Origin of the sequence: Bacillus cereus group sp. BfR-BA-01316, from assembly GCF_022664195.1 — a bacterium.
In the GTDB taxonomy this organism is placed as follows: Bacteria; Bacillota; Bacilli; order Bacillales; family Bacillaceae_G; genus Bacillus_A.
Window position 1 is genome coordinate 1 of the sequence record NZ_JAKUGX010000028.1, and the last position, 20,339, is coordinate 20,339.

Sequence of the window (20,339 nt, forward strand, 5' to 3'; positions counted from 1 at the left end):
GAAGGGGACAATTTATGTCAATTTAATTAGGGATGGAAGCTATTCAAAGACACTGGGGAATGTCTTATAAATTAGGGAGGAACAGCTCCGATACGTATACTATAAAAGGTGGATGTGACCTAGATGTGAACATGGAGTGAAAGAGAGAGGGAGTTTCAAATAAAAGATAGAAAGAACAAAAAAATAAGACCATCACATATAGGATGGTCAAGGAAGGGGACAATTTATGTCAATTTAATTAGGGATGGAAAGCTGTTCAAGACACTGGGGAATGTCTTATAAATTAGGGAGGAACAGCTCCGATACGTATACTATAAAAGGTAGATGTGACCCTCGTGTGAACTTGGAGTGAAAGATATGGGAATTTGAAAAGGGATAAAATAGTTGTTGTTGTAAGAGTTATAGTATAAGTGGAGATATAATAGAAAATATTCTTTTGTAAAACGATAGGAGTCTGAATATAAATAAAAGTTGAAATCTATGAAAAAAAGGATTATGCTCAACTATATTATGAGAATATAAGGTTTATCCCGCTACTTGTAGGCTCTTAAAGAGTCTTTATTTATGGGGGGATAAAAGCTTCAATTGATAAAGGGAGTTAGTGATATGGAAGTAGCAAAAAAACAAGGGTTTTATAATCGCTTTATACGATTAAATCCACCACAAATTTTAGCATTAGGCTTTTTTTGTTTAATTGTGGTCGGAGGATTGTTATTAAAGTTACCGTTTGCAACGAAAGTACATATTAGTTGGGTAGATGCTTTCTTTACAGCTACGTCGGCAGCGACTGTAACCGGTTTAGGTGTTGTAGATACTGCAAGTACGTTTACGATGTTTGGTGAAATTGTTATTATGTTTTTAATTCAAACGGGTGGTCTCGGCCTTATGACGATTGCCATTTTAATTGTTTGGGTATTAGGTAAAAAAATCGGTTTACGCCACCGATTATTAATTGGAGAAGCATTTAATCAAACAAATATTGGTGGTCTTGTGAAATTAGTGAAACGTGTCTTTATTTTTTCTATTTGTATTGAGCTAATTGGGGTTATCTTTTTATCGATTCGCTTTATTCCAGAGTTTGGTTTTGGAAAAGGTTTATACTATAGTATTTTTCACGTTATTGCGTCATATAATAATGCCGGCTTTGCGCTTTGGCCAGATAATTTAACAAGATATGTAGGAGATCCTATTATTAATATTGGGATTTGTTCTTTAATTGTAATAGGAGGATTAGGGTTTACTGTATTAATTGATATATGGTATAGCCGTAGTTTCCGAAAATTATCGCTGCACTCCAAAATCATGATTGTTGGAACAATAGCACTTAATGTTATTGCGATGATTGTGATTTTTGTATTGGAATATAATAATGTGAAGACTTTGGGACATTTATCTTTAAATGAAAAGTTATGGGCTTCGTTCTTCCAAGGAATTACACCTCGTACAGCCGGTTTTAACACGGTAGATTATGGGGGGATGGAAGAGTCATCGATACTATTTACGATGGTATTAATGTTTATTGGTGCGGGAAGTGTATCGACAGGCGGTGGAATTAAGTTAACGACATTTGTTATTTTAATTACATCAGTTCTTTCTTTCTTTAGAAAGAAAGAGGATTTTGTTTTATTTCAGCGTACGATTAAAATGTCGACAGTAACGAGAGCGTTAGCAATTGTCGTTGCTAGTCAAATACTTATTTTTACAGCGGTATTTGTATTAATGCTTACAGAAGACTTCAGTTTTATTCAGTTATTATTTGAGACAATTTCAGCGTTTGGCACAGTAGGGTTAACAATGGGGATTACTGCGAAGCTATCGGCGTTTGGAAAATGTATTATTATGTTTGTTATGTTTTGTGGATTAATCGGACCGTTAACACTTGTGTTCTCTTTGGCACGACCAGCGAAACAAAAAATTAAATATCCATCAGAAGATGTATTTACAGGATAAGGTATCCCGCATAAAGCGAGATACCTTTTTCTTTTTAAAAAAGAGAGAACAATAAACCAATAAGCGCCACTCGGAATAAAATCGCAATGAGTGCAGCGATACCACCCACAATGGCAGCGATACCGCCAGTTACAGTAGCTCCACGATTATAAGCGTAAATACCAAGTAGAACAGACACAAGACCAAATAGTGTTGGGAATGTGAATAATGATAATATTGCTAAGGCAAGAGCAATAAAACCAGCAGTCGATCCAGCTGCAGATGACCTTACATCATCGTTATCTTTATCATCATAATCAATACGCTGTGGTGCAACTTCAGCTGCGTATTCTTCTTTATAATCACTATCTATCCGATCTCTTTTTTTATATTCATCAAATTTCTCAGTCAAAGTAAGGACTCCTTTCATAACAAGGTTCAATAGTAGTATGTTTCTCTTTACTGTTTTTATCCGAACCTGTACAGGGAGTAATATCCAATTGGAAAGTGAAAAATGTTTTTTCAAAATAGGAAAGCTTAGTATGACTTTCTCTATTTTGGAAAGTATAAAAAAGAATAATGAGGAAAGGGTGTAGTACATAATGGAACATCCAATTGAAAATTTAATGAAAACAGCAATGACAAATTTAAAAGAGATGGTAGATGTAAATACGATTGTTGGAAGTCCGGTTTCAACAGCTGACGGAAATGTAGTATTAACAGTATCTCAAGTAGCTTTTGGTTTTGGAGCTGGTGGAAGTGACTTTAAAGGGGATTTTATTTCTGAAAAACATAATGGTGGACAAGGGCAGCATAAAGAGAACAAGCAAGGGCATCCATTTGGAGGCGGAAGTGGGGCTGGGGTTTCCATTAGCCCAGTGGCTTTTTTAGTAGTTGGTTCTAACGGTGTACAGGTATTGCATCTCAATAGTAGCACCCATTTAATCGAAAAAGCTTTAAATGCTGTACCAAGCACTGTAGATAAATTTGTGAACGGTCGCTAAAGGTGAACTTGCATTTTTTAGGAATTGTGATATATTAGAAAAAGTGCGCTTAAGGACGATTGAAATAATTGAAATGTAAATATATATGATGTGCGAAATAAGGGAGAGGAATTTATGATTAATATCAAAAATTTGGTAGTCGGCTTATTTATGCTAGTAAGCGGATTTGTTGTATATGTAATAAAAGAAAAAGCTCCATTTTAAAACAGACAAACCGTTAATGTCTGTTTTTAATTTGTAAAAAATGTTGACAGTATGTAGTATCGGTGATAAAATATTAATTCGTGTCTCGGTTACAACTAGTGTAAAGTGAATATTTCTTATGAATACAATATGAAAAGTTTGCGAAAGATCGGGTAATTTTATCAACAACTTTTGTGAACAGACCCTATAAATTGTGTTTGTAAGCTTTATATGTATACTAGTGAATCAAGGAGCGGTCAGTGGAACCGTAATGATGAGAGAGAGGTAGGGCTTTCATCCAGTATATGTTACTTTCCCGTTAGGTGAATATAAAAAAGAGGGCTCCTTGTGAAAAGGAGCCCTCTTTCTTTTGTGTATTGTGATTTGTAAAAATTTAAATGCGACTTTCAACCTGCTGACAAATTTCATCTGTTGTTAAACCATGAGCTGTAATTACCGATCCTTTTATTGATGTATCTGCAATACCCATCACATTAGAATCTTGCCCAGTTACAACACAACAATCGCACCCTTGTGCATCGTGTTCTGAGTTAAGTGTAACGACTTCATGTCCATGTTGCTGAAGAGCTTGTTGAACATCTGTTAACGAATTTTCAACGCCAATTCTAGCCATAATTCTCACCTCCTACCATCTAGTTGTTAGTATGCTCAAGTTTTTAGCATATATTATAAAAAGATGGTAGAAGAGTATATGCGTTTAGTCGTTATATACACCAGTAAGCATTTGAGTAACGAATTGATCATTTAATGTATCTTGTGTTGAAGCGTTATTAGGCTGAATATCGATTGAAGCAGTAAAGTTATTATATTCTCTGCTATTTGGTTCTACTTCTACGTAATTATCGAATTTACAAAAACCTTTCGTATCCATTAGATCAAATAGTTGCAGCATTTCTACTACCTCTTCTCTCGTGCCTTTAATTTGTACATACGCCATTTTTATTTCCTCCTTCATTTTGACAAATTGTTTTTTAAAAATAGGATTATGATTGCGAAATGAAAAATATGAATGTTATTTTTAGACAGCGTTATTTTTGTTATTTTCCCCCTTTTTCACCAAAAGTCGTTGTTTATTCCCGAATATATAAAATCGGAGGTCCGTTTATTGAATACAATAGATTCGCACCATTTAACGAAAATCCTTCTCTTAAACAAATAATTTTTTTAGTGGAAATTAGCGAAAAAAATATTTTGACTTTTTGTAAACGCTAACAATGTTGTTAAATCAATATAATCAAAGATGTACGTACGATTAAAAATTATAAATTTTCTAAAAATTCACTTGATTTATTTGAAAAGGAGAGTAAACTAGGAAACAATAAAAAATTCATAGAACATAGGGGGCGCTTTCAAGTGAACGAGCAGTGGATTTTCTTAAATGGAGAATTTGTTCCAAAAGACGAAGCAAAAGTTTCAGTATATGATCATGGCTATTTATATGGCGATGGGGTGTTCGAAGGGATTAGAGTATATAGCGGTAATGTTTTCCGTTTGAGAGAGCATCTTGTCCGGTTATATGAATCAGCGAAATCCATTATGCTAGAAATTCCATATACGTTAGAAGAAGCAACGAAGATCGTTGTTGAAACGATTCGACAAAACAAACTATCTAATGGATATATTCGCCTCGTAGTATCAAGAGGACCAGGGAATCTTGGATTAGATCCTGATTCTTGTACGAAACCAAATGTAGTAGTAATTGCAGAACAATTATCTTTATTCCCACAAGAATATTATGAAAAAGGAATTCCGATTGTAACAGTTGCAACGCGTCGCAATCGCCCGGATGTTTTATCACCTCAAGTAAAATCTTTAAATTACTTAAATAATATTCTAGTTCGCATTGAGGCGAAACTAGCTGGAGTACAAGAAGCACTTATGTTAAATGATCAAGGGTACGTAGCTGAAGGCTCTGGAGATAACGTATTTATTGTGAAGGGAAATAAATTAATTACACCACCAAGTTCTGCTGGAGCGTTAGAAGGTATTACACGAAACGCGATTTTAGAAATCGGCGAAAAACTTGGATATGACGTAAGAGAAGAATTATTTACAAGGCACGATGTATATGTAGCTGATGAAGTGTTTTTAACAGGAACAGCTGCTGAAGTAATTGCTGTTACGACAGTAGATGGGAGAACGATTGGTTTAGGTAGAACAGGGCCACATACGAATCGTTTATTAGAAGAATTCCGTAAATTAGTTATAGAAGATGGAGAGAAAATTTACGAAGAAAATAAAGTTGGATAATAGCTCTTTATGACATGATAAAGCGTTGATAGGGAGGAGTAGTTGACTGTGAAGCCTCACAGAGAGTCGGTGGTTGCTGGAAACCGATGGTTCACGTCGACGAACATCACCCTTGAGTGCTAAGCTGAAGCGTTTGTTTAGGCTTAGACGGTAGCTCCGTTATTAGCTAGACTCATCCCGAGTCACTGAGGCAAGAGTAATCTTGCAAAGAAGGGTGGTACCGCGAAATCTTTCGTCCCTTCAGCACATAGCTGGAGTGTGGACGTAGGATTTTTTATTTTATAAATGTTTAAAAAAAGGGGGCTTATAAGAAAAATGTCTGCAAAAACGGAAGAGAAACTGGCAACTGGTGCACAGCTATTGTTAGAAGCGCTAGAAAAGGAAGAAGTAGAAGTGATTTTCGGTTATCCAGGTGGTGCGGTTTTACCTCTATATGATGCGCTTTATGATTGTGAAATTCCACATATTTTAACAAGGCATGAGCAAGGTGCAATTCATGCTGCTGAAGGATATGCAAGAATTACAGGAAATCCAGGAGTGGTAATTGCAACAAGTGGACCGGGTGCTACAAATGTTATTACTGGTCTAGCTGATGCGATGATTGATTCATTACCGCTTGTTGTATTTACAGGGCAAGTAGCAACAACGTTAATCGGAAGTGATGCTTTCCAAGAAGCAGATATTATGGGGCTTACGATGCCGGTGACAAAACATAATTATCAAGTGCGAAAAGCATCGGATTTACCTCGAATTATTAAAGAAGCGTTTCATATTGCTAGAACAGGAAGACCAGGCCCAGTCGTAATTGATCTTCCGAAAGATATGGTCGTAGAGCAAGGCGAGAGATGTAGCGACGTACAAATGGATTTACCAGGATACCAGCCTAATTATGAACCGAATCTACTACAAATAAACAAATTATTACAAGCGATTGAGGTCTCAAAAAAGCCATTAATTTTAGCTGGAGCAGGTGTATTGCATGCGAAAGCATCGAAAGAATTAACAAGTTTTGCTCGCAAATATCATATTCCAGTTGTTCATACATTACTTGGTCTTGGTGGGTTTCCGCCAGATGATGAACTATTTTTAGGGATGGGAGGAATGCACGGTTCATACACCGCAAATATGGCGTTATATGAATGTGACTTACTTATTAATATAGGCGCAAGATTTGATGATCGTCTTACTGGGAATTTAGCTTATTTTGCTAAAGAAGCGATTGTCGCACATATAGATATTGATCCAGCGGAAATTGGGAAAAATGTGCCGACTGAAATTCCTATTGTTGCAAGTGCGAAGCAAGCATTAGAAGCTCTACTCACTTTTAAAGAAGGGGAAGTAGATCACAATGATTGGCTTTCGTTATTGAATAGTAGAAAAGAAAAATACCCTCTTGCTTACAAAGAACATTCGGAACGTATTAAACCTCAATATGCAATTGATATGTTATATGAAATTACGAAAGGAGAAGCGATTGTAACAACAGATGTTGGGCAACATCAAATGTGGGCAGCTCAATATTATCAACTGAAAAACCCAGATAGATGGGTAACCTCTGGAGGATTAGGAACAATGGGATTCGGGTTTCCAGCAGCAATAGGTGCACAAATCGCAAAGCCTGAAGAACTAGTTATTGCAATTGTCGGTGATGCTGGATTTCAAATGACACTACAAGAACTTAGTGTGTTAAAAGAGCATTCTTTACCAGTTAAAGTTTTTATTTTAAATAATGAAGCTTTAGGGATGGTAAGACAATGGCAAGAGGAATTTTATAATAGGCGATATTCGCACTCCTTACTTTCATGCCAACCAGATTTTGTCGCGCTTGCCAATGCATATGGCATAAAAGGTATTCGTATTGAAGACCCACTTCTTGCAAAGCAACAATTACAGTATGCAATTGAATTAAGAGAGCCTGTTGTAATTGATTGCCGTGTACTTCAATCTGAAAAGGTTATGCCGATGGTTGCCCCAGGGAAAGGGGTTCACCAAATGGAGGGAGTGGAGAAAAGGTGAAGAGAATTGTAACAGCGACAGTTCGAAATCAAAGCGGTGTGTTAAATCGAATTACAGGTGTTATGACACGTAGACATTTTAATATTGAAAGTATTTCAGTAGGTCATACGGAATCATCGGATATTTCGAGAATGACGATTGTTGTACACGTTGAAAATGAACAGCAAGTTGAGCAGTTAATTAAACAACTTCATAAGCAAATCGATGTACTGAAAGTATCAGATATTACAGAAGAAGCGATGATCGCTAGAGAACTTGCACTTATTAAAGTAGCAACGTCTGTAGCAAGAGCAGAATTATATAGTTTAATTGAACCATTTCGAGCCACTGTAATAGATGTTGGGAAGGATTCCATAGTGGTGCAAGTAACAGGTACTCAGGAGAAAGTAGAAGCGTTAATTGAATTACTTCGTCCATACGGTTTGAAAGAAATTGCTAGAACAGGTGTAACGGCATTTACACGTAGTATGAAAAAACAAGATAAACAAGTTATGTTAATTCAATAATTATTTAAAAAATAGGGGGAAATGAAAATGGCGAAAGTTTATTATGAAAAAGACGTAACGGTAAATGTATTAAAGGAAAAGAAAGTAGCAATCATCGGATATGGATCGCAAGGCCATGCGCATGCGCAAAACTTACGTGATAACGGATTTGATGTGGTAGTAGGACTGAGGAAAGGGAAGTCATGGGATAAGGCGAAAGAAGACGGTTTTTCTGTATATACAGTAGCGGAAGCAGCAGAAAAAGCAGATGTAGTAATGATTCTACTACCTGATGAATTACAGCCGGAAGTATATGAAGCTGAAATTGCACCAAACTTACAAGGTGGCAATTCTCTCGTTTTCGCGCATGGATTTAATGTTCACTTTGATCAAGTAAAACCGCCAGCTAATGTAGATGTATTTCTAGTAGCACCGAAAGGTCCAGGACATCTAGTACGTCGTACGTTTGCGGAAGGGGGAGCTGTTCCTGCATTATTTGCAGTATATCAAGATGCAACAGGAATTGCGACTGAAAAGGCACTCTCCTATGCAGATGGAATTGGAGCGACGAGAGCGGGTGTACTAGAAACAACGTTTAAAGAAGAAACAGAAACAGATTTGTTTGGAGAGCAAGCTGTACTTTGCGGCGGAGTGACTGCACTTGTAAAAGCGGGATTTGAAACGCTAGTTGATGCTGGCTATCAACCTGAACTTGCATATTTTGAATGTTTACATGAACTGAAACTAATTGTTGATCTTATGTACGAAGGCGGACTTGAAAATATGAGATATTCAGTTTCAGATACAGCGCAGTGGGGTGACTTCGTATCGGGACCACGCGTTGTTACTGAAGATACAAAGAAAGTGATGGGGGAAGTATTAGCAGAAATTCAAGATGGTACATTTGCAAGAGGCTGGATTGCAGAGCATAAAGCAGGAAGACCAAATTTCCAGGCGACAAATGAGAAAGAAAATGAACATGAAATCGAAGTAGTTGGACGTAAATTACGTGAAATGATGCCTTTTGTACAGCCGCGAGTAAAGGTAGGGATTAAATAATATGAAGCAGATTTTGTTCATGGATACGACGCTTCGTGATGGCGAACAATCACCAGGAGTTAATTTAAATGAACAAGAAAAATTACAAATTGCGAGGCAACTAGAGAGACTTGGAATTAATGTAATGGAAGCTGGATTCGCAGCGGCTTCTGAAGGTGATTTTCAATCGGTAAAACGTATCGCAAATACCATTCAAAGTGCTACGGTTATGAGTTTAGCTAGAGCAAAGGAAAGCGATATTCGAAGAGCATATGACGCAGTGAAAGGTGCTGTCTCGCCTCGTTTACACGTATTTTTAGCTACGAGTGATATTCATATGAAATATAAGCTTTGTATGTCTAAAGAAGATGTATTAGATAGCATTCATCGCTCAGTTACACTCGGAAAATCATTATTTCCAACAGTACAATTTTCAGCAGAAGATGCGACAAGAACATCGAGAGCATTTTTAGCTGAAGCAGTAGAAGTAGCGATTCGTGCAGGAGCGAATGTAATCAATATTCCTGATACAGTTGGATATACGAATCCAGAAGAATATTATTCTCTTTTTAAATATTTACAAGAATCCGTTCCTTCGTATGAAAAAGCAATTTTCTCTTGTCACTGTCACGATGATCTTGGGATGGCAGTAGCGAATTCGTTAGCTGCAGTTGAAGGCGGAGCGTTACAAGTAGAAGGAACGATTAACGGAATTGGAGAAAGGGCAGGAAATGCAGCCTTAGAAGAAGTCGCAGTTGCTCTCCATATTAGAAAAGATTTCTATGAAGCAGAATCCTCTATGACGTTAAAAGAAATTAAAGCGACAAGCACATTGGTAAGTCGTTTAACAGGTATGATTGTACCGAAAAATAAAGCGATTGTTGGAGCAAATGCATTCGCTCATGAATCAGGTATTCATCAAGATGGTGTTTTAAAAGAAGTGACGACATATGAAATTATTGAACCGGCGCTTATAGGTGAATCTCAAAACCTATTTGTACTTGGAAAACATTCTGGACGTCATGCATTTACCGAAAAAATGAAAGAACTTGGCTATGAATTTACGAACGAAGAACGAGATGCTATATTTGAAGCATTTAAAAAATTAGCTGATCGAAAAAAGGAAATTACAGAAGAAGATTTACGTGCGCTTATGCTTGGTGAAGCAGCATTTTCGGCACAACAATATAGCATTACACAATTGCAAGTACACTTCGTATCAAATAGTACACAGTGCGCAACAGTTGTACTGAAAGATGAGGAAGGAAATGTATACGAAGATGCAGCAACTGGTTCTGGAAGTATTGAAGCGATTTATAATGCAATTCAAAGAATTTTAGGATTAGAATGTGAATTGGCGGATTATCGCATCCAATCTATTACGCAAGGTCAAGATGCACTTGCTCATGTACATGTTGAATTAAAAGAAGGAACGCATCAAGTATCAGGTTTTGGTGTTGCACAAGACGTATTAGAAGCATCGGCGAGAGCGTATGTCCATGCGGCTGGAAAATTGAAATCTTTTATAACTCTTGTGAAATAAGTATTTGATAGGTGAGGAAGTCTTTCCCCACCTATCGAAATGAAGTTCTGAAAATTCAGTCAAAGGGGTGCTCGAATTGGAAAACCGTATCGTTTGTTTAGCTGGTGATGGTGTAGGGCCGGAAATTATGGAAAGTGCGAAAGAAGTATTGTATATGGTAGAGAGATTATACGGTCATCGTTTTTATTTGCAGGATGAGCACTTTGGCGGAGCTGCTATTGATTTAAGCGGGCAGCCATTGCCACAACGAACGCTTGCAGCTTGTTTAGCGAGTGATGCAGTATTACTTGGAGCAGTTGGTGGACCACGGTGGGACGCTGCGAAAGAAAGACCGGAAAAAGGCTTACTAGCTCTGAGAAAAGGGCTTGGTGTATTTGCAAACGTTCGTCCTGTGACGGTAGAAAGTGCAACCTCGCATTTATCACCATTAAAAAATACTGATGAAATTGACTTCGTTGTCGTTCGTGAACTAACAGGTGGTATTTATTTCTCTTATCCGAAAGAAAGAACGGAAGAATCGGCAACTGATACACTTACGTACCATCGTCATGAAATTGAACGCATCGTTTCGTATGCTTTTCAATTAGCGAGTAAGAGACAGAAAAAAGTAACGTCCATTGATAAGGCGAATGTTTTAGAGTCTAGCAAACTATGGAGAACTGTGGCAGAAGAAGTAGCGCTACGTTATCCAGGTGTTGAATTAGAGCATATTTTAGTAGATGCAGCTGCTATGGAGTTAATTCGGAACCCAAGGAGATTTGACGTTATCGTAACAGAAAATTTATTTGGTGACATTTTAAGTGACGAGGCTTCTGTATTAGCTGGGTCATTAGGAATGCTTCCATCAGCGAGTCATGCGGAAAACGGGCCGTCTTTATATGAGCCTATTCACGGATCAGCACCAGATATTGCAGGGAAAAATAAAGCAAATCCAATTGCGATGATGCGTTCAGTTGCGATGATGCTGGGGCAATCATTTGGATTAACGAGAGAAGGGTATGCAATTGAATCTGCAATATCTGCAGTTCTTCAATCTGGAAAATGTACAGCTGATATTGGGGGAGATGAGACGACAACTTCATTTACGAAAGCGGTTATTCAAGAAATGGAAGAGCAAGCGCTAGTAGGGAGAGGACGATAATGGGAAAAAGATTACTAGATAAGCTTTGGGAAAGACATGTAGTTGCAACGAATGAAAATGGATTGGATTTATTATATATCGATCTTCATCTCGTTCATGAAGTAACGTCACCGCAAGCCTTTGAAGGCTTGCGGCTTGCAAATCGAACTGTACGGAGACCGGAATTAACGTTTGCAACGATGGACCATAATATTCCAACGATAGATGTTTGGAATATTACCGATCGTATTGCGAAGCAGCAATTGGATACACTTCGTGAGAACTGTAAACAATTTCAGGTGTCATTAGCTGATATTGGTGATGAAGAGCAAGGAATCGTTCACGTTATAGGACCAGAACTTGGACTCACACAGCCAGGGAAAACGATTGTTTGTGGTGATAGTCATACAGCAACCCACGGTGCTTTCGGAGCGTTAGCATTTGGCATTGGTACGAGTGAGGTAGAACATGTATTAGCAACGCAAACGTTGTGGCAACGAAAGCCGAAAGCGATGGGAATTGAATTAAAAGGAAAGTTACCAAAAGGCGTTTATGCAAAGGATATTATTTTGCATCTCCTTTCAAAGTACGGTGTAGCAGTTGGAACTGGGTATGTAATGGAATTTTACGGTGAGACGATTCATGCTATGGAAATGGAAGAGAGAATGACACTTTGCAATATGACAATTGAAGGGGGAGCGAAAGCTGGCATCATTGCACCAGATGAGAAAACATTTTCTTATGTAAAAGGGCGTGAATATGCACCGAAAGACTATGAAACGTTTATGGGAAAATGGTCGGAGCTTTATACAGATTTAGATGCAATTTATGATTTACATATTTCGATAGATGTTACGGATTTAGCACCGTATGTCACTTGGGGAACAAATCCTAGTATGGGTGTTCGAATTGATGAAAAATTACCAGAAAAACATGATAAAAATGATGAAAGAGCATATTCGTATATGGGATTGAGTCCTGGACAAAGTACTTTTGAAATTCCAGTTCAGCATGTCTTCATTGGGTCTTGTACAAATTCTCGATTATCTGATTTAGAAATTGCAGCATCTGTTGTAAAAGGGAAAAAAGTGAAAGACGGTGTGCGAGCCCTCGTTGTGCCTGGTTCTAAAAGGATAAGAGAAGCAGCGATGCAAAAAGGATTACATCACATATTTGAAGAAGCGGGATTTGAATGGAGAGAGCCTGGATGTTCAATGTGTCTTGGAATGAATCCGGATCAAGTGCCTGAAGGGGAACATTGTGCATCTACTTCAAATCGTAATTTTGAAGGAAGGCAAGGGAAAGGAGCACGAACACATTTAGTAAGCCCAGCTATGGCAGCAGCGGCTGCGTTATATGGTCATTTTGTTGATATTAGAAAGGAGAATTATGATGGAGCCATTTCGTATTCATAAAGGTACTGCCGCAGTACTTATGAATGATAACATTGATACAGATCAAATTATTCCGAAGCAATATTTAAAGAGAATTGAAAGGACGGGATTTGGAAAATATTTATTTGATGAGTGGCGTTATGATAATGAGCGCCATGAAAATCCTAATTTCCCTCTTAATGCGCAAGAACGAAAAGGAGCAAGTATATTAATTACGGGTGATAATTTTGGGTGCGGTTCTTCAAGAGAACATGCTCCGTGGGCGCTTGCTGATTATGGTTTCCGCGTTATTATCGCCGGGGGATTTGCAGATATTTTTTATATGAATTGCATGAAAAATGGTATGTTGCCGATTGTAATGGATAAAGAAATGCGTGAACAACTTGCTAAAACGGATGCGAGAGAACAAATAGAAGTAGATTTAGAGAATGAGGTAATTACAACGAATACGCATAGGTTTCATTTTACAATCGAGAAAATGTGGAAAGAGAAATTATTAAATGGTTTAGATGAAATTAGCATTACGATGCAATACGAACGAGAAATTGGAGAGTATGAAAGAGAGATAGCCTTATATTAATAAAAGACGGAATATTAAAAAAATATTTACATTCAGAATTAACTGTTATATACTATGTGAAAATCAGAGGAGAAAGGGAGTAAGTATTATGAATATCGTGCAATCTATTAAAATGCTTACACAACTACATCATCATACATGAAACCCTTGAACCTAACGTGAAAACGTGTAGGCACAAGGGTTATTCCCGTTGTACCTACACTCTACTAAAGAGCCTTGTAGGTATTTTTCTACAAGGCTCTTTTTATTTTCGGTTTAGGTGAATGGAATGAGCATACATTAGAGAAGGAAAGGTGTGTGAAATGAGATGACAAAGTGGAAGCGTGCAAATCCGAATGGAACGAGGGATTACTTATTCGAAGAATGTACGTTAATTGAAGAAGTGGAACAAAAATTAAGACGGACCTTTTTAGAGAGAGGTTATGAAGAAATAAGGACACCAACAATTGAATTTTACGATGTTTTTGCATTTCAAAATAGGCCAATAGATGAAGAAAAGATGTATAAATTTTTTGATGAAAAAGGGCGGATTATCGTTTTACGCCCAGATATGACAATTCCTTTAGCAAGAGTAATTGGAACGCAGAGATGGGACACTCCTCTTAAAGTTACATATAGTGGAAATGTATTTCGAGCGAATGAGTCTCTTTCTGGAAAATATAATGAAATGGTACAAAGTGGTATTGAAATTATCGGGATTGATAATGTAAGAGCGGAAATTGAGTGTGTCATAAGCGTAATTCAAGCACTTCAAAAATTGAAGGTACAATCTTTTACAATTGAGATTGGGCAAGTGCAGTTATACAAATGTATTGTAAAAAAACTCTCCATTCATGATGAAGAAGAGAGGTTACTTAGAACATATATTGAGAGTAAAAATTATGCCGGTCTCTCAAATTTTATCGAAGAAAAAAAATTAGATCGGTGTGATGAAACAGTAAGATTACTTGAGAAGTTGCCAAGGTTATTCGGGAGTTTAGATGTTATTGAGGAAGCAGAAAAACTCGCCTCAAGTAATGAAATGAAAATGGCCATTGCAAGAGTGAAAGAAATATATGAAACAATTGAACAGTTAGGATATGCCTCTTACATATCAATTGATTTAGGTATGGTTCAACATTTGGATTATTATACGGGTGTTATTTTCAAAGGGTATATATATGAAATTGGAGAAGAGATTGTTAGTGGCGGAAGATATGATGAGTTAATTGGAAATTTTGGAGAGATGATGCCAGCTGTTGGGCTCGCGGTGCAAGTAAATCAAATAGTTAAGGCACTTCAAGAGCAGCAAGAACCATATAAACGAAAGAGAATAGATATTATGATTCATTATGAGTTAAATAGATTAGCAGAAGGGGAAAGGTTACGAAATTTACTTCAAAAGGACGGGAAGAATGCCCAGTTATCTTTATTCTCTAATTTAAATGATACTTTTCAATTTGCAAACAAGAATAAAATAATGACAGTCGTTGAGGCGAAGAGTGAGTCACTAGTGGAATATGTATGGAGAGAGAAATGGATCATCCAGAAAGAAGGGGAGGCTTCATGCGTAACATTCAAATTGCGTTAACGAAAGGAAGATTAGAAAAGCATGTTATTCCACTGTTTGAAAAAATTGGAATTGATTGTTCGGAGCTCAAAGATAAAGGAAGAAAACTTGTGTTTAAAAGTAAAAACACAAACATTTCATTTATTTTAGTGAAAGCGGTAGATGTTGCTACTTATGTAGAACATGGCGTAGCTGATATTGGAGTCGTTGGAAAAGATATATTAATGGAATTTGAGAAAGATATATATGAGATGGTGGATTTAGGAGTAGGCGTGTGTAAATTTTGTGTCGCTTCTATTCCTACGTATAATCCGAAGAGTTATCGAAAAAAACGAATTGCTACGAAATATCCGCACATTACTTCTACATATTTTCATGATAAAGGGGAGGATGTAGAAATTATTAAAATAGAAGGATCTGTAGAGATTGCTCCACTTCTAGGTTTGGCAGATGCAATTGTTGATATTGTTGAAACAGGAAAAACATTACAAGAAAACGGGTTAATTGTATTTGAGGAAATGTGCTCTATATCAGCTCGAATGATTGTGAATAAGGCTGCATTGAAAACTAAAAAAGACGAAATATTCGGTATTATAAATATGATGGAACAAGAAATTTTGTCAGGGAAATAGGGGGAATTTAAATGGAGATAGTTTTTGAAGATTTCCAAGAGGCTTTATCGAAAATAAAATTGCTACGAGAAAGCGCTAATATAATAGAAGAAACTGTTCAAAGAAGTGTAAGCGAAATTGTTCAAAACGTAAGGGAGAGTAAAGATGAAGCTGTATCGTTCTATACAAAAAAGTTTGATGGTGTAGAGATAAAAAATTTTCGTGTAAGTGCAGAAGAAATAAAACAAGCAAGTAAGTTTGTAGAACAAGCTTTTTTAGAAGCGTTAGAAGAGGCAAAGAAAAACATTGTCTCGTATCACGAAAAGCAAAAAAGACAATCTATGTTCGATTGCGTGAGTGAAGGGGTAATTAGAGGACAGCTCATTCGGCCGTTAGAAAATGTAGGTGTATATGTGCCAGGCGGGACTGCTTCGTATCCTTCATCAGTATTAATGAATACATTGCCAGCAAAACTCGCAGGAGTGAAAAAAATTGTAATGGTAACACCGCCGAGGCAAGGAGGAATTGATCCGCATATTTTAGCTGCTGCAAGTCTTGCAGGTGTAGATGAAATTTATATGGTCGGTGGTGCTCAAGCAATTGCTGCTCTAGCATATGGAACGGAATCGATTCCTAAAGTAGATAAAATAGTTGGACCTGGAAATTTGTATGTTGCTCTAGCGAAGCGAGAAGTATATGGGATAGTCAATATCGATATGATTGCTGGACCATCAGAAATTGTAGTTATCGCAGATGAAACAGGAAATGCCAATTATATTGCTGCGGATTTATTATCACAAGCAGAGCATGATGAAAGAGCGACTGCTATTTGTATTACAACGAATGTACAGCTTGCTAAAGAAGTAGAAAGAGAAATAGAAAGACAGCTAGAGACGTTACCAAGAAGTGAAATAGCTCGTGAATCAATAAAAAGAAATGGAGCAATTTTTATTGTCCCTTCTTTAGAAGAGGCGTTTCATTTATCAAATGAAATCGCTCCAGAACATTTAGAGTTACACATAAAAGAGCCAATGAATGCTCTAGCTTATGTAAAGCATGCTGGATCAATTTTTCTTGGTCCATATGCACCTGAACCGCTCGGAGATTATTTGGCGGGGCCGAATCACGTATTACCGACAAGTGGAACGGCAAGGTTTTTCTCTCCGTTATCCGTCGATGATTTTGTGAAAAAATCAAGCTTCGTTTCTTATACGAAAGAAGCGTTAAGAAGTGTACAGCATCATATTGTAGAACTTGCAAATAAAGAAGGTTTACATGCACACGCAAGAGCGATCCAAATTAGGTTTAAGGAGGAAGAATAATGCGCCAATCCAGTCAAGCACGTGAGACGACTGAAACAAAGATTAAATTAAGTTTGCAGCTCGATGAAAGTACGAATGTTTCTGTGCAAACGGGAGTTGGTTTTTTTGATCATATGCTAACTTTATTTGCTAGGCATGGAAGATTCGGTTTGCAAGTTGAAGCTGAAGGTGATGTATTCGTTGATGCGCATCATACGGTTGAAGATGTTGGAATTGTACTCGGAACTTGCTTGAAAGAAGCATTGCAAAATAAAGAGGGGATTAACCGTTACGGCTCAGCGTATGTACCGATGGATGAATCTTTAGGATTTGTCGCGATTGATATAAGCGGGCGCTCATATATTGTATTTCAAGGTGAATTAACAAATCCGAAGCTTGGAGATTTTGACACAGAATTAACGGAAGAATTTTTTAGAGCAGTTGCTCATGCGGCAAATATTACATTACATGCTCGCATTCTATACGGAAGCAATACACATCACAAAATTGAAGCTTTATTTAAAGCATTTGGTCGAGCGCTTAGAGAGGCAGTCGATAAAAATGCCAACATTAATGGTGTAAATTCAACGAAAGGGATGTTGTAATTGATTGCAATTATAGATTATGGAATGGGAAATATTCGCAGTGTGGAACAAGCATTAAAGTATATTGGAGCAGAGTACATCATAACGGATGATAAAGAAGAAATATTGAGAAGTGATGGAGTTATTTTACCTGGAGTAGGCGCATTTCCGAAAGCGATGGACGTTTTAGAAGAAAAAGATTTAGTATGTGTGCTAAAAGAAGTTGGGAGCTCAGGAAAACCGCTCCTTGGCATATGCTTAGGAATGCAGTTATTATTTGAAAAAAGTGAGGAACTACAAAATTGTAACGGATTAAATTTATTGCCAGGTGTCATTCGAAAGTTAAAAGTTCCTTATAAAATTCCACATATGGGGTGGAATGAATTAAAAAAAGAAGGAGAAATATCGCTTTGGAATGGAGTCGAGGACGGTTCTTTCGTATATTATGTCCACTCTTATTATGCAGATTGTCCGAATGAAATTGTGTATGGGGCAAGTGAGTATGGAGTGCAAGTACCTGGTTTTGTAGCAAAAGGAAATATATTTGGCGCACAGTTTCATCCTGAAAAAAGTGGTGAAATTGGAATGCAAATGTTAAAAAATTTCAAAGGGGTGGTAGAAGCATGGAAATCTTCCCAGCTATCGATTTAAAAGAAGGGCGATGTGTAAGGCTTTATCAAGGAGAATTTAGTAAAGAAACGGTGATGAATGAAGATCCAGTCGCACAAGCAATCGTATTTGAACAACTTGGAGCGAAAAGATTACACATTGTTGATTTAGATGGTGCAATTGCTGGGGAGGCAGTAAATTTGCCTGTCATTGAAAAAATATGCAGAGCGGTACGCATTCCGGTGCAAGTTGGAGGAGGTGTTCGGTCACTTGCAGCAGTAGAGAAGTTATTGTCAGTGGGTGTAGAAAAAGTGATTTTAGGAACAGCTGCACTTTATGATAAGTCATTTTTAGAAGAAACAGTTCGTCTATATAACGAGAAAATCATTGTTGGAATTGACGCGAAAAATGGTTTCGTAGCAACGAGGGGCTGGTTAGATGTATCTGAAATTTCTTACATTGATTTAGCGAAGCAAATGGAAAGTTTAGGTGTTCAAACGATTGTGTTTACAGATATCTCAAAAGATGGGACGCTTGCAGGTCCGAACTTTGAACAATTAGAGCTACTGCAAAAAAGCGTGGGCATTCGTGTGATTGCTTCTGGAGGAGTGGCATCTATTCAAGATGTGAAAAGATTAAATGATATGAATATATATGGAGTCATAATTGGTAAGGCTCTTTACGAGAAAACGATTGATTTAGAAGAAGTGTTACAGGTTACAAAGCTATGTTAGCGAAACGAATTATACCATGTCTAGATGTAAAAGAAGGGCGGGTAGTAAAGGGAGTAAATTTTATAGGATTACAAGACGTCGGTGATCCTGTTGAAATAGCTGCTTTATACAATGATGCGGGAGCAGATGAAATTGTATTTTTAGATATTACTGCAACGCATGAAGGGCGAAAAACGATTATAGATGTTGTAGAAAAAACGGCTTCAAAAGTATTTATTCCTCTTACTGTTGGAGGGGGGATTTCAGATGTTCAAGATATGTACAATTTACTAAGAGCTGGAGCAGATAAAGTTTCGATTAACTCAGCTGCCGTAAGAAATCCAAAGCTAATCCAGGAAGGGGCAGAACACTTTGGATCGCAATGTATGGTCGTAGCGATCGATGCTAGAAAAGTAGAAGAGGATAAATGGAATGTATATGTAAATGGTGGAAGACTTAATACTGGAATGGATGCAATCGAATGGGCGAAGCACGTTGTTAAGCTCGGAGCAGGAGAAATTTTACTGACGAGTATGGATGCAGATGGAACGAAAAATGGATATGATCTTCGTTTAACAGAAACAATTTCAAACAGCGTTTCCGTCCCAGTAATCGCGTCAGGAGGATGTGGCCATGCGGATCACATTATAGAAGTATTTCAAAAAACAACAGTTGATGCAGCATTAGCAGCATCAATCTTTCATTATGGTGAAGCGACTGTACAGGATGTGAAGAGGAAATTAAGAGAAGCAAACGTTGAGGTGAGGTTATGAAACCTAACTTTTCAAAAGGATTGATACCAGCTGTTGTTGTCGAGGAAGATACGAAAGAAGTTTTAATGTTAGCTTATATGAATGAAGAAGCGTATGACAAGACGCTGGAAACGAAAAGAACATGGTTTTATTCCCGTTCGAGACAATCGTTATGGAATAAAGGAGGTACATCGGGAAATGTCCAATATGTTCAATCACTTTATTTAGACTGTGATCAAGATTCAATCGTTGTTGTCGTAAAGCAAGTAGGGCCTGCTTGCCATACGGGAGAAAAAACGTGTTTTCACTATAAAATTATATAGGGGGATACATATGGAAGATATCCTTAAGTTATTATTTGAAACAATTGAAGAACGAAAGAAAAATCCACTCTCTGAATCATATACGAATTATTTATTTTCAAAAGGTGAAGATAAAATTTTAAAGAAAATTGGTGAGGAGTGCACAGAAGTAATTATCGCGTCTAAAAATAATGATAAAGAAGAACTAGTAAAAGAAATGGTTGATGTGTTTTATCACTGTTTTGTTCTATTAGCTGAAAAAAATATTTCATTAGAAGATGTCATGCAAGAAGTGAAAGAAAGAAATGGAAAGCTTTCGAGAGTAGGGGATCGAAGAGAAATAGATACATTATAA

Annotated in this window: 24 protein-coding genes and 1 other annotated feature; of the genes, 21 read left to right on the forward strand and 3 right to left on the reverse strand. The window is 37.2% G+C overall.

Going from position 1 to position 20,339, the window contains the following annotated elements; all coding sequences use genetic code 11:
- Positions 1 to 606: 606 nt before the first annotated feature.
- Positions 607 to 1,950: a TrkH family potassium uptake protein gene (locus MR071_RS18925; protein ID WP_242237556.1), complete on the forward strand. Its 1,344-nt coding sequence runs from the start codon at positions 607 to 609 to the stop codon at positions 1,948 to 1,950.
- Between the two features lie 34 nt (positions 1,951 to 1,984).
- On the opposite strand, the gene MR071_RS18930 is transcribed toward MR071_RS18925, so the two are convergent.
- A complete protein-coding gene (locus tag MR071_RS18930) occupies positions 1,985 to 2,359 on the reverse strand; it encodes an imidazole glycerol phosphate synthase (RefSeq protein ID WP_097881431.1) in 375 nt (124 codons plus the stop codon).
- Positions 2,360 to 2,531: 172 nt separating this feature from the next.
- On the opposite strand from MR071_RS18930, the gene ytfJ reads away from it, so the two are divergent.
- Together ytfJ and MR071_RS18940 are read left to right on the forward strand one after the other, a co-directional pair.
- Complete coding sequence (ytfJ, locus tag MR071_RS18935) at positions 2,532 to 2,933, forward strand: GerW family sporulation protein (RefSeq protein ID WP_105584104.1); 402 nt, start codon at positions 2,532 to 2,534, stop codon at positions 2,931 to 2,933.
- Positions 2,934 to 3,047: 114 nt separating this feature from the next.
- A complete protein-coding gene (locus tag MR071_RS18940) occupies positions 3,048 to 3,137 on the forward strand; it encodes a hypothetical protein (RefSeq protein ID WP_000608227.1) in 90 nt (29 codons plus the stop codon).
- 373 nt (positions 3,138 to 3,510) lie between these two features.
- Here MR071_RS18940 and MR071_RS18945 read toward each other — a convergent pair whose 3' ends face one another.
- A complete protein-coding gene (locus MR071_RS18945) occupies positions 3,511 to 3,750 on the reverse strand; it encodes a YkuS family protein (RefSeq protein ID WP_142395724.1) in 240 nt (79 codons plus the stop codon).
- 84 nt (positions 3,751 to 3,834) lie between these two features.
- The gene (locus tag MR071_RS18950) at positions 3,835 to 4,074 is read right to left on the reverse strand and encodes a DUF3911 family protein (RefSeq protein WP_242237563.1); all 240 of its coding nucleotides are present in this window, start codon (positions 4,072 to 4,074) and stop codon (positions 3,835 to 3,837) included.
- Between the two features lie 59 nt (positions 4,075 to 4,133).
- On the opposite strand from MR071_RS18950, the gene MR071_RS25640 reads away from it, so the two are divergent.
- The 18 genes from MR071_RS25640 to hisE all read left to right on the forward strand — a co-directional run bounded on the left by MR071_RS25640 (position 4,134) and on the right by hisE (position 20,339).
- The gene (locus MR071_RS25640) at positions 4,134 to 4,349 is read left to right on the forward strand and encodes a hypothetical protein (RefSeq protein WP_105584100.1); all 216 of its coding nucleotides are present in this window, start codon (positions 4,134 to 4,136) and stop codon (positions 4,347 to 4,349) included.
- Between the two features lie 141 nt (positions 4,350 to 4,490).
- Positions 4,491 to 5,387 (forward strand): branched-chain-amino-acid transaminase, encoded by an 897-nt coding sequence (ilvE, locus tag MR071_RS18955; RefSeq protein ID WP_242237566.1) that lies wholly within the window; start codon positions 4,491 to 4,493, stop codon positions 5,385 to 5,387.
- A 16-nt stretch (positions 5,388 to 5,403) separates the two neighbouring features.
- Positions 5,404 to 5,630, forward strand: a binding site (T-box leader).
- Between the two features lie 72 nt (positions 5,631 to 5,702).
- Complete coding sequence (gene ilvB / locus MR071_RS18960; RefSeq protein WP_242237569.1) at positions 5,703 to 7,403, forward strand: acetolactate synthase large subunit; 1,701 nt, start codon at positions 5,703 to 5,705, stop codon at positions 7,401 to 7,403.
- Positions 7,400 to 7,909 carry an acetolactate synthase small subunit gene (ilvN, locus tag MR071_RS18965; protein ID WP_000822949.1) on the forward strand — a complete coding sequence of 170 codons (510 nt, stop codon included), beginning with the start codon at positions 7,400 to 7,402 and terminating at the stop codon, positions 7,907 to 7,909. Before ilvB ends, ilvN begins: the two co-directional genes overlap by 4 nt.
- Before the next feature lie 27 nt (positions 7,910 to 7,936).
- Complete coding sequence (gene ilvC / locus MR071_RS18970; protein WP_242237572.1) at positions 7,937 to 8,947, forward strand: ketol-acid reductoisomerase; 1,011 nt, start codon at positions 7,937 to 7,939, stop codon at positions 8,945 to 8,947.
- Between the two features lies 1 nt (position 8,948).
- Positions 8,949 to 10,469, forward strand: a complete 1,521-nt coding sequence (leuA, locus tag MR071_RS18975; protein ID WP_105584096.1) for a 2-isopropylmalate synthase — start codon at positions 8,949 to 8,951, stop codon at positions 10,467 to 10,469.
- A 76-nt stretch (positions 10,470 to 10,545) separates the two neighbouring features.
- On the forward strand, positions 10,546 to 11,610 hold the full coding sequence (gene leuB, locus MR071_RS18980; protein ID WP_242237575.1) for a 3-isopropylmalate dehydrogenase: 1,065 nt from the start codon (positions 10,546 to 10,548) through the stop codon (positions 11,608 to 11,610).
- Entirely contained in the window at positions 11,610 to 13,004 is a 1,395-nt protein-coding gene (gene leuC / locus MR071_RS18985; protein WP_105584094.1) for a 3-isopropylmalate dehydratase large subunit, read from the forward strand. The genes leuB and leuC overlap by 1 nt, the downstream gene beginning before the upstream one ends.
- Entirely contained in the window at positions 12,982 to 13,563 is a 582-nt protein-coding gene (gene leuD / locus MR071_RS18990; RefSeq protein WP_002158674.1) for a 3-isopropylmalate dehydratase small subunit, read from the forward strand. Before leuC ends, leuD begins: the two co-directional genes overlap by 23 nt.
- Before the next feature lie 307 nt (positions 13,564 to 13,870).
- Complete coding sequence (locus MR071_RS18995; RefSeq protein WP_242237578.1) at positions 13,871 to 15,133, forward strand: ATP phosphoribosyltransferase regulatory subunit; 1,263 nt, start codon at positions 13,871 to 13,873, stop codon at positions 15,131 to 15,133.
- Positions 15,109 to 15,744: an ATP phosphoribosyltransferase gene (gene hisG / locus MR071_RS19000; RefSeq protein ID WP_002158672.1), complete on the forward strand. Its 636-nt coding sequence runs from the start codon at positions 15,109 to 15,111 to the stop codon at positions 15,742 to 15,744. The genes MR071_RS18995 and hisG overlap by 25 nt, the downstream gene beginning before the upstream one ends.
- An 11-nt stretch (positions 15,745 to 15,755) precedes the next feature.
- Positions 15,756 to 17,045, forward strand: a complete 1,290-nt coding sequence (hisD, locus tag MR071_RS19005) for a histidinol dehydrogenase (RefSeq protein WP_105584091.1) — start codon at positions 15,756 to 15,758, stop codon at positions 17,043 to 17,045.
- Positions 17,045 to 17,629, forward strand: coding sequence for an imidazoleglycerol-phosphate dehydratase HisB (hisB, locus tag MR071_RS19010; RefSeq protein ID WP_105584090.1), 585 nt, complete (start codon positions 17,045 to 17,047; stop codon positions 17,627 to 17,629). Before hisD ends, hisB begins: the two co-directional genes overlap by 1 nt.
- Positions 17,630 to 18,259, forward strand: coding sequence for an imidazole glycerol phosphate synthase subunit HisH (hisH, locus tag MR071_RS19015; protein ID WP_105584089.1), 630 nt, complete (start codon positions 17,630 to 17,632; stop codon positions 18,257 to 18,259).
- Positions 18,232 to 18,951, forward strand: a complete 720-nt coding sequence (hisA, locus tag MR071_RS19020; RefSeq protein WP_105584088.1) for a 1-(5-phosphoribosyl)-5-[(5-phosphoribosylamino)methylideneamino]imidazole-4-carboxamide isomerase — start codon at positions 18,232 to 18,234, stop codon at positions 18,949 to 18,951. Before hisH ends, hisA begins: the two co-directional genes overlap by 28 nt.
- A complete protein-coding gene (gene hisF / locus MR071_RS19025; RefSeq protein ID WP_105584087.1) occupies positions 18,945 to 19,703 on the forward strand; it encodes an imidazole glycerol phosphate synthase subunit HisF in 759 nt (252 codons plus the stop codon). The genes hisA and hisF overlap by 7 nt, the downstream gene beginning before the upstream one ends.
- The gene (hisI, locus tag MR071_RS19030; RefSeq protein WP_105584086.1) at positions 19,700 to 20,005 is read left to right on the forward strand and encodes a phosphoribosyl-AMP cyclohydrolase; all 306 of its coding nucleotides are present in this window, start codon (positions 19,700 to 19,702) and stop codon (positions 20,003 to 20,005) included. Before hisF ends, hisI begins: the two co-directional genes overlap by 4 nt.
- 10 nt (positions 20,006 to 20,015) lie before the next feature.
- Complete coding sequence (gene hisE, locus MR071_RS19035; RefSeq protein ID WP_105584085.1) at positions 20,016 to 20,339, forward strand: phosphoribosyl-ATP diphosphatase; 324 nt, start codon at positions 20,016 to 20,018, stop codon at positions 20,337 to 20,339.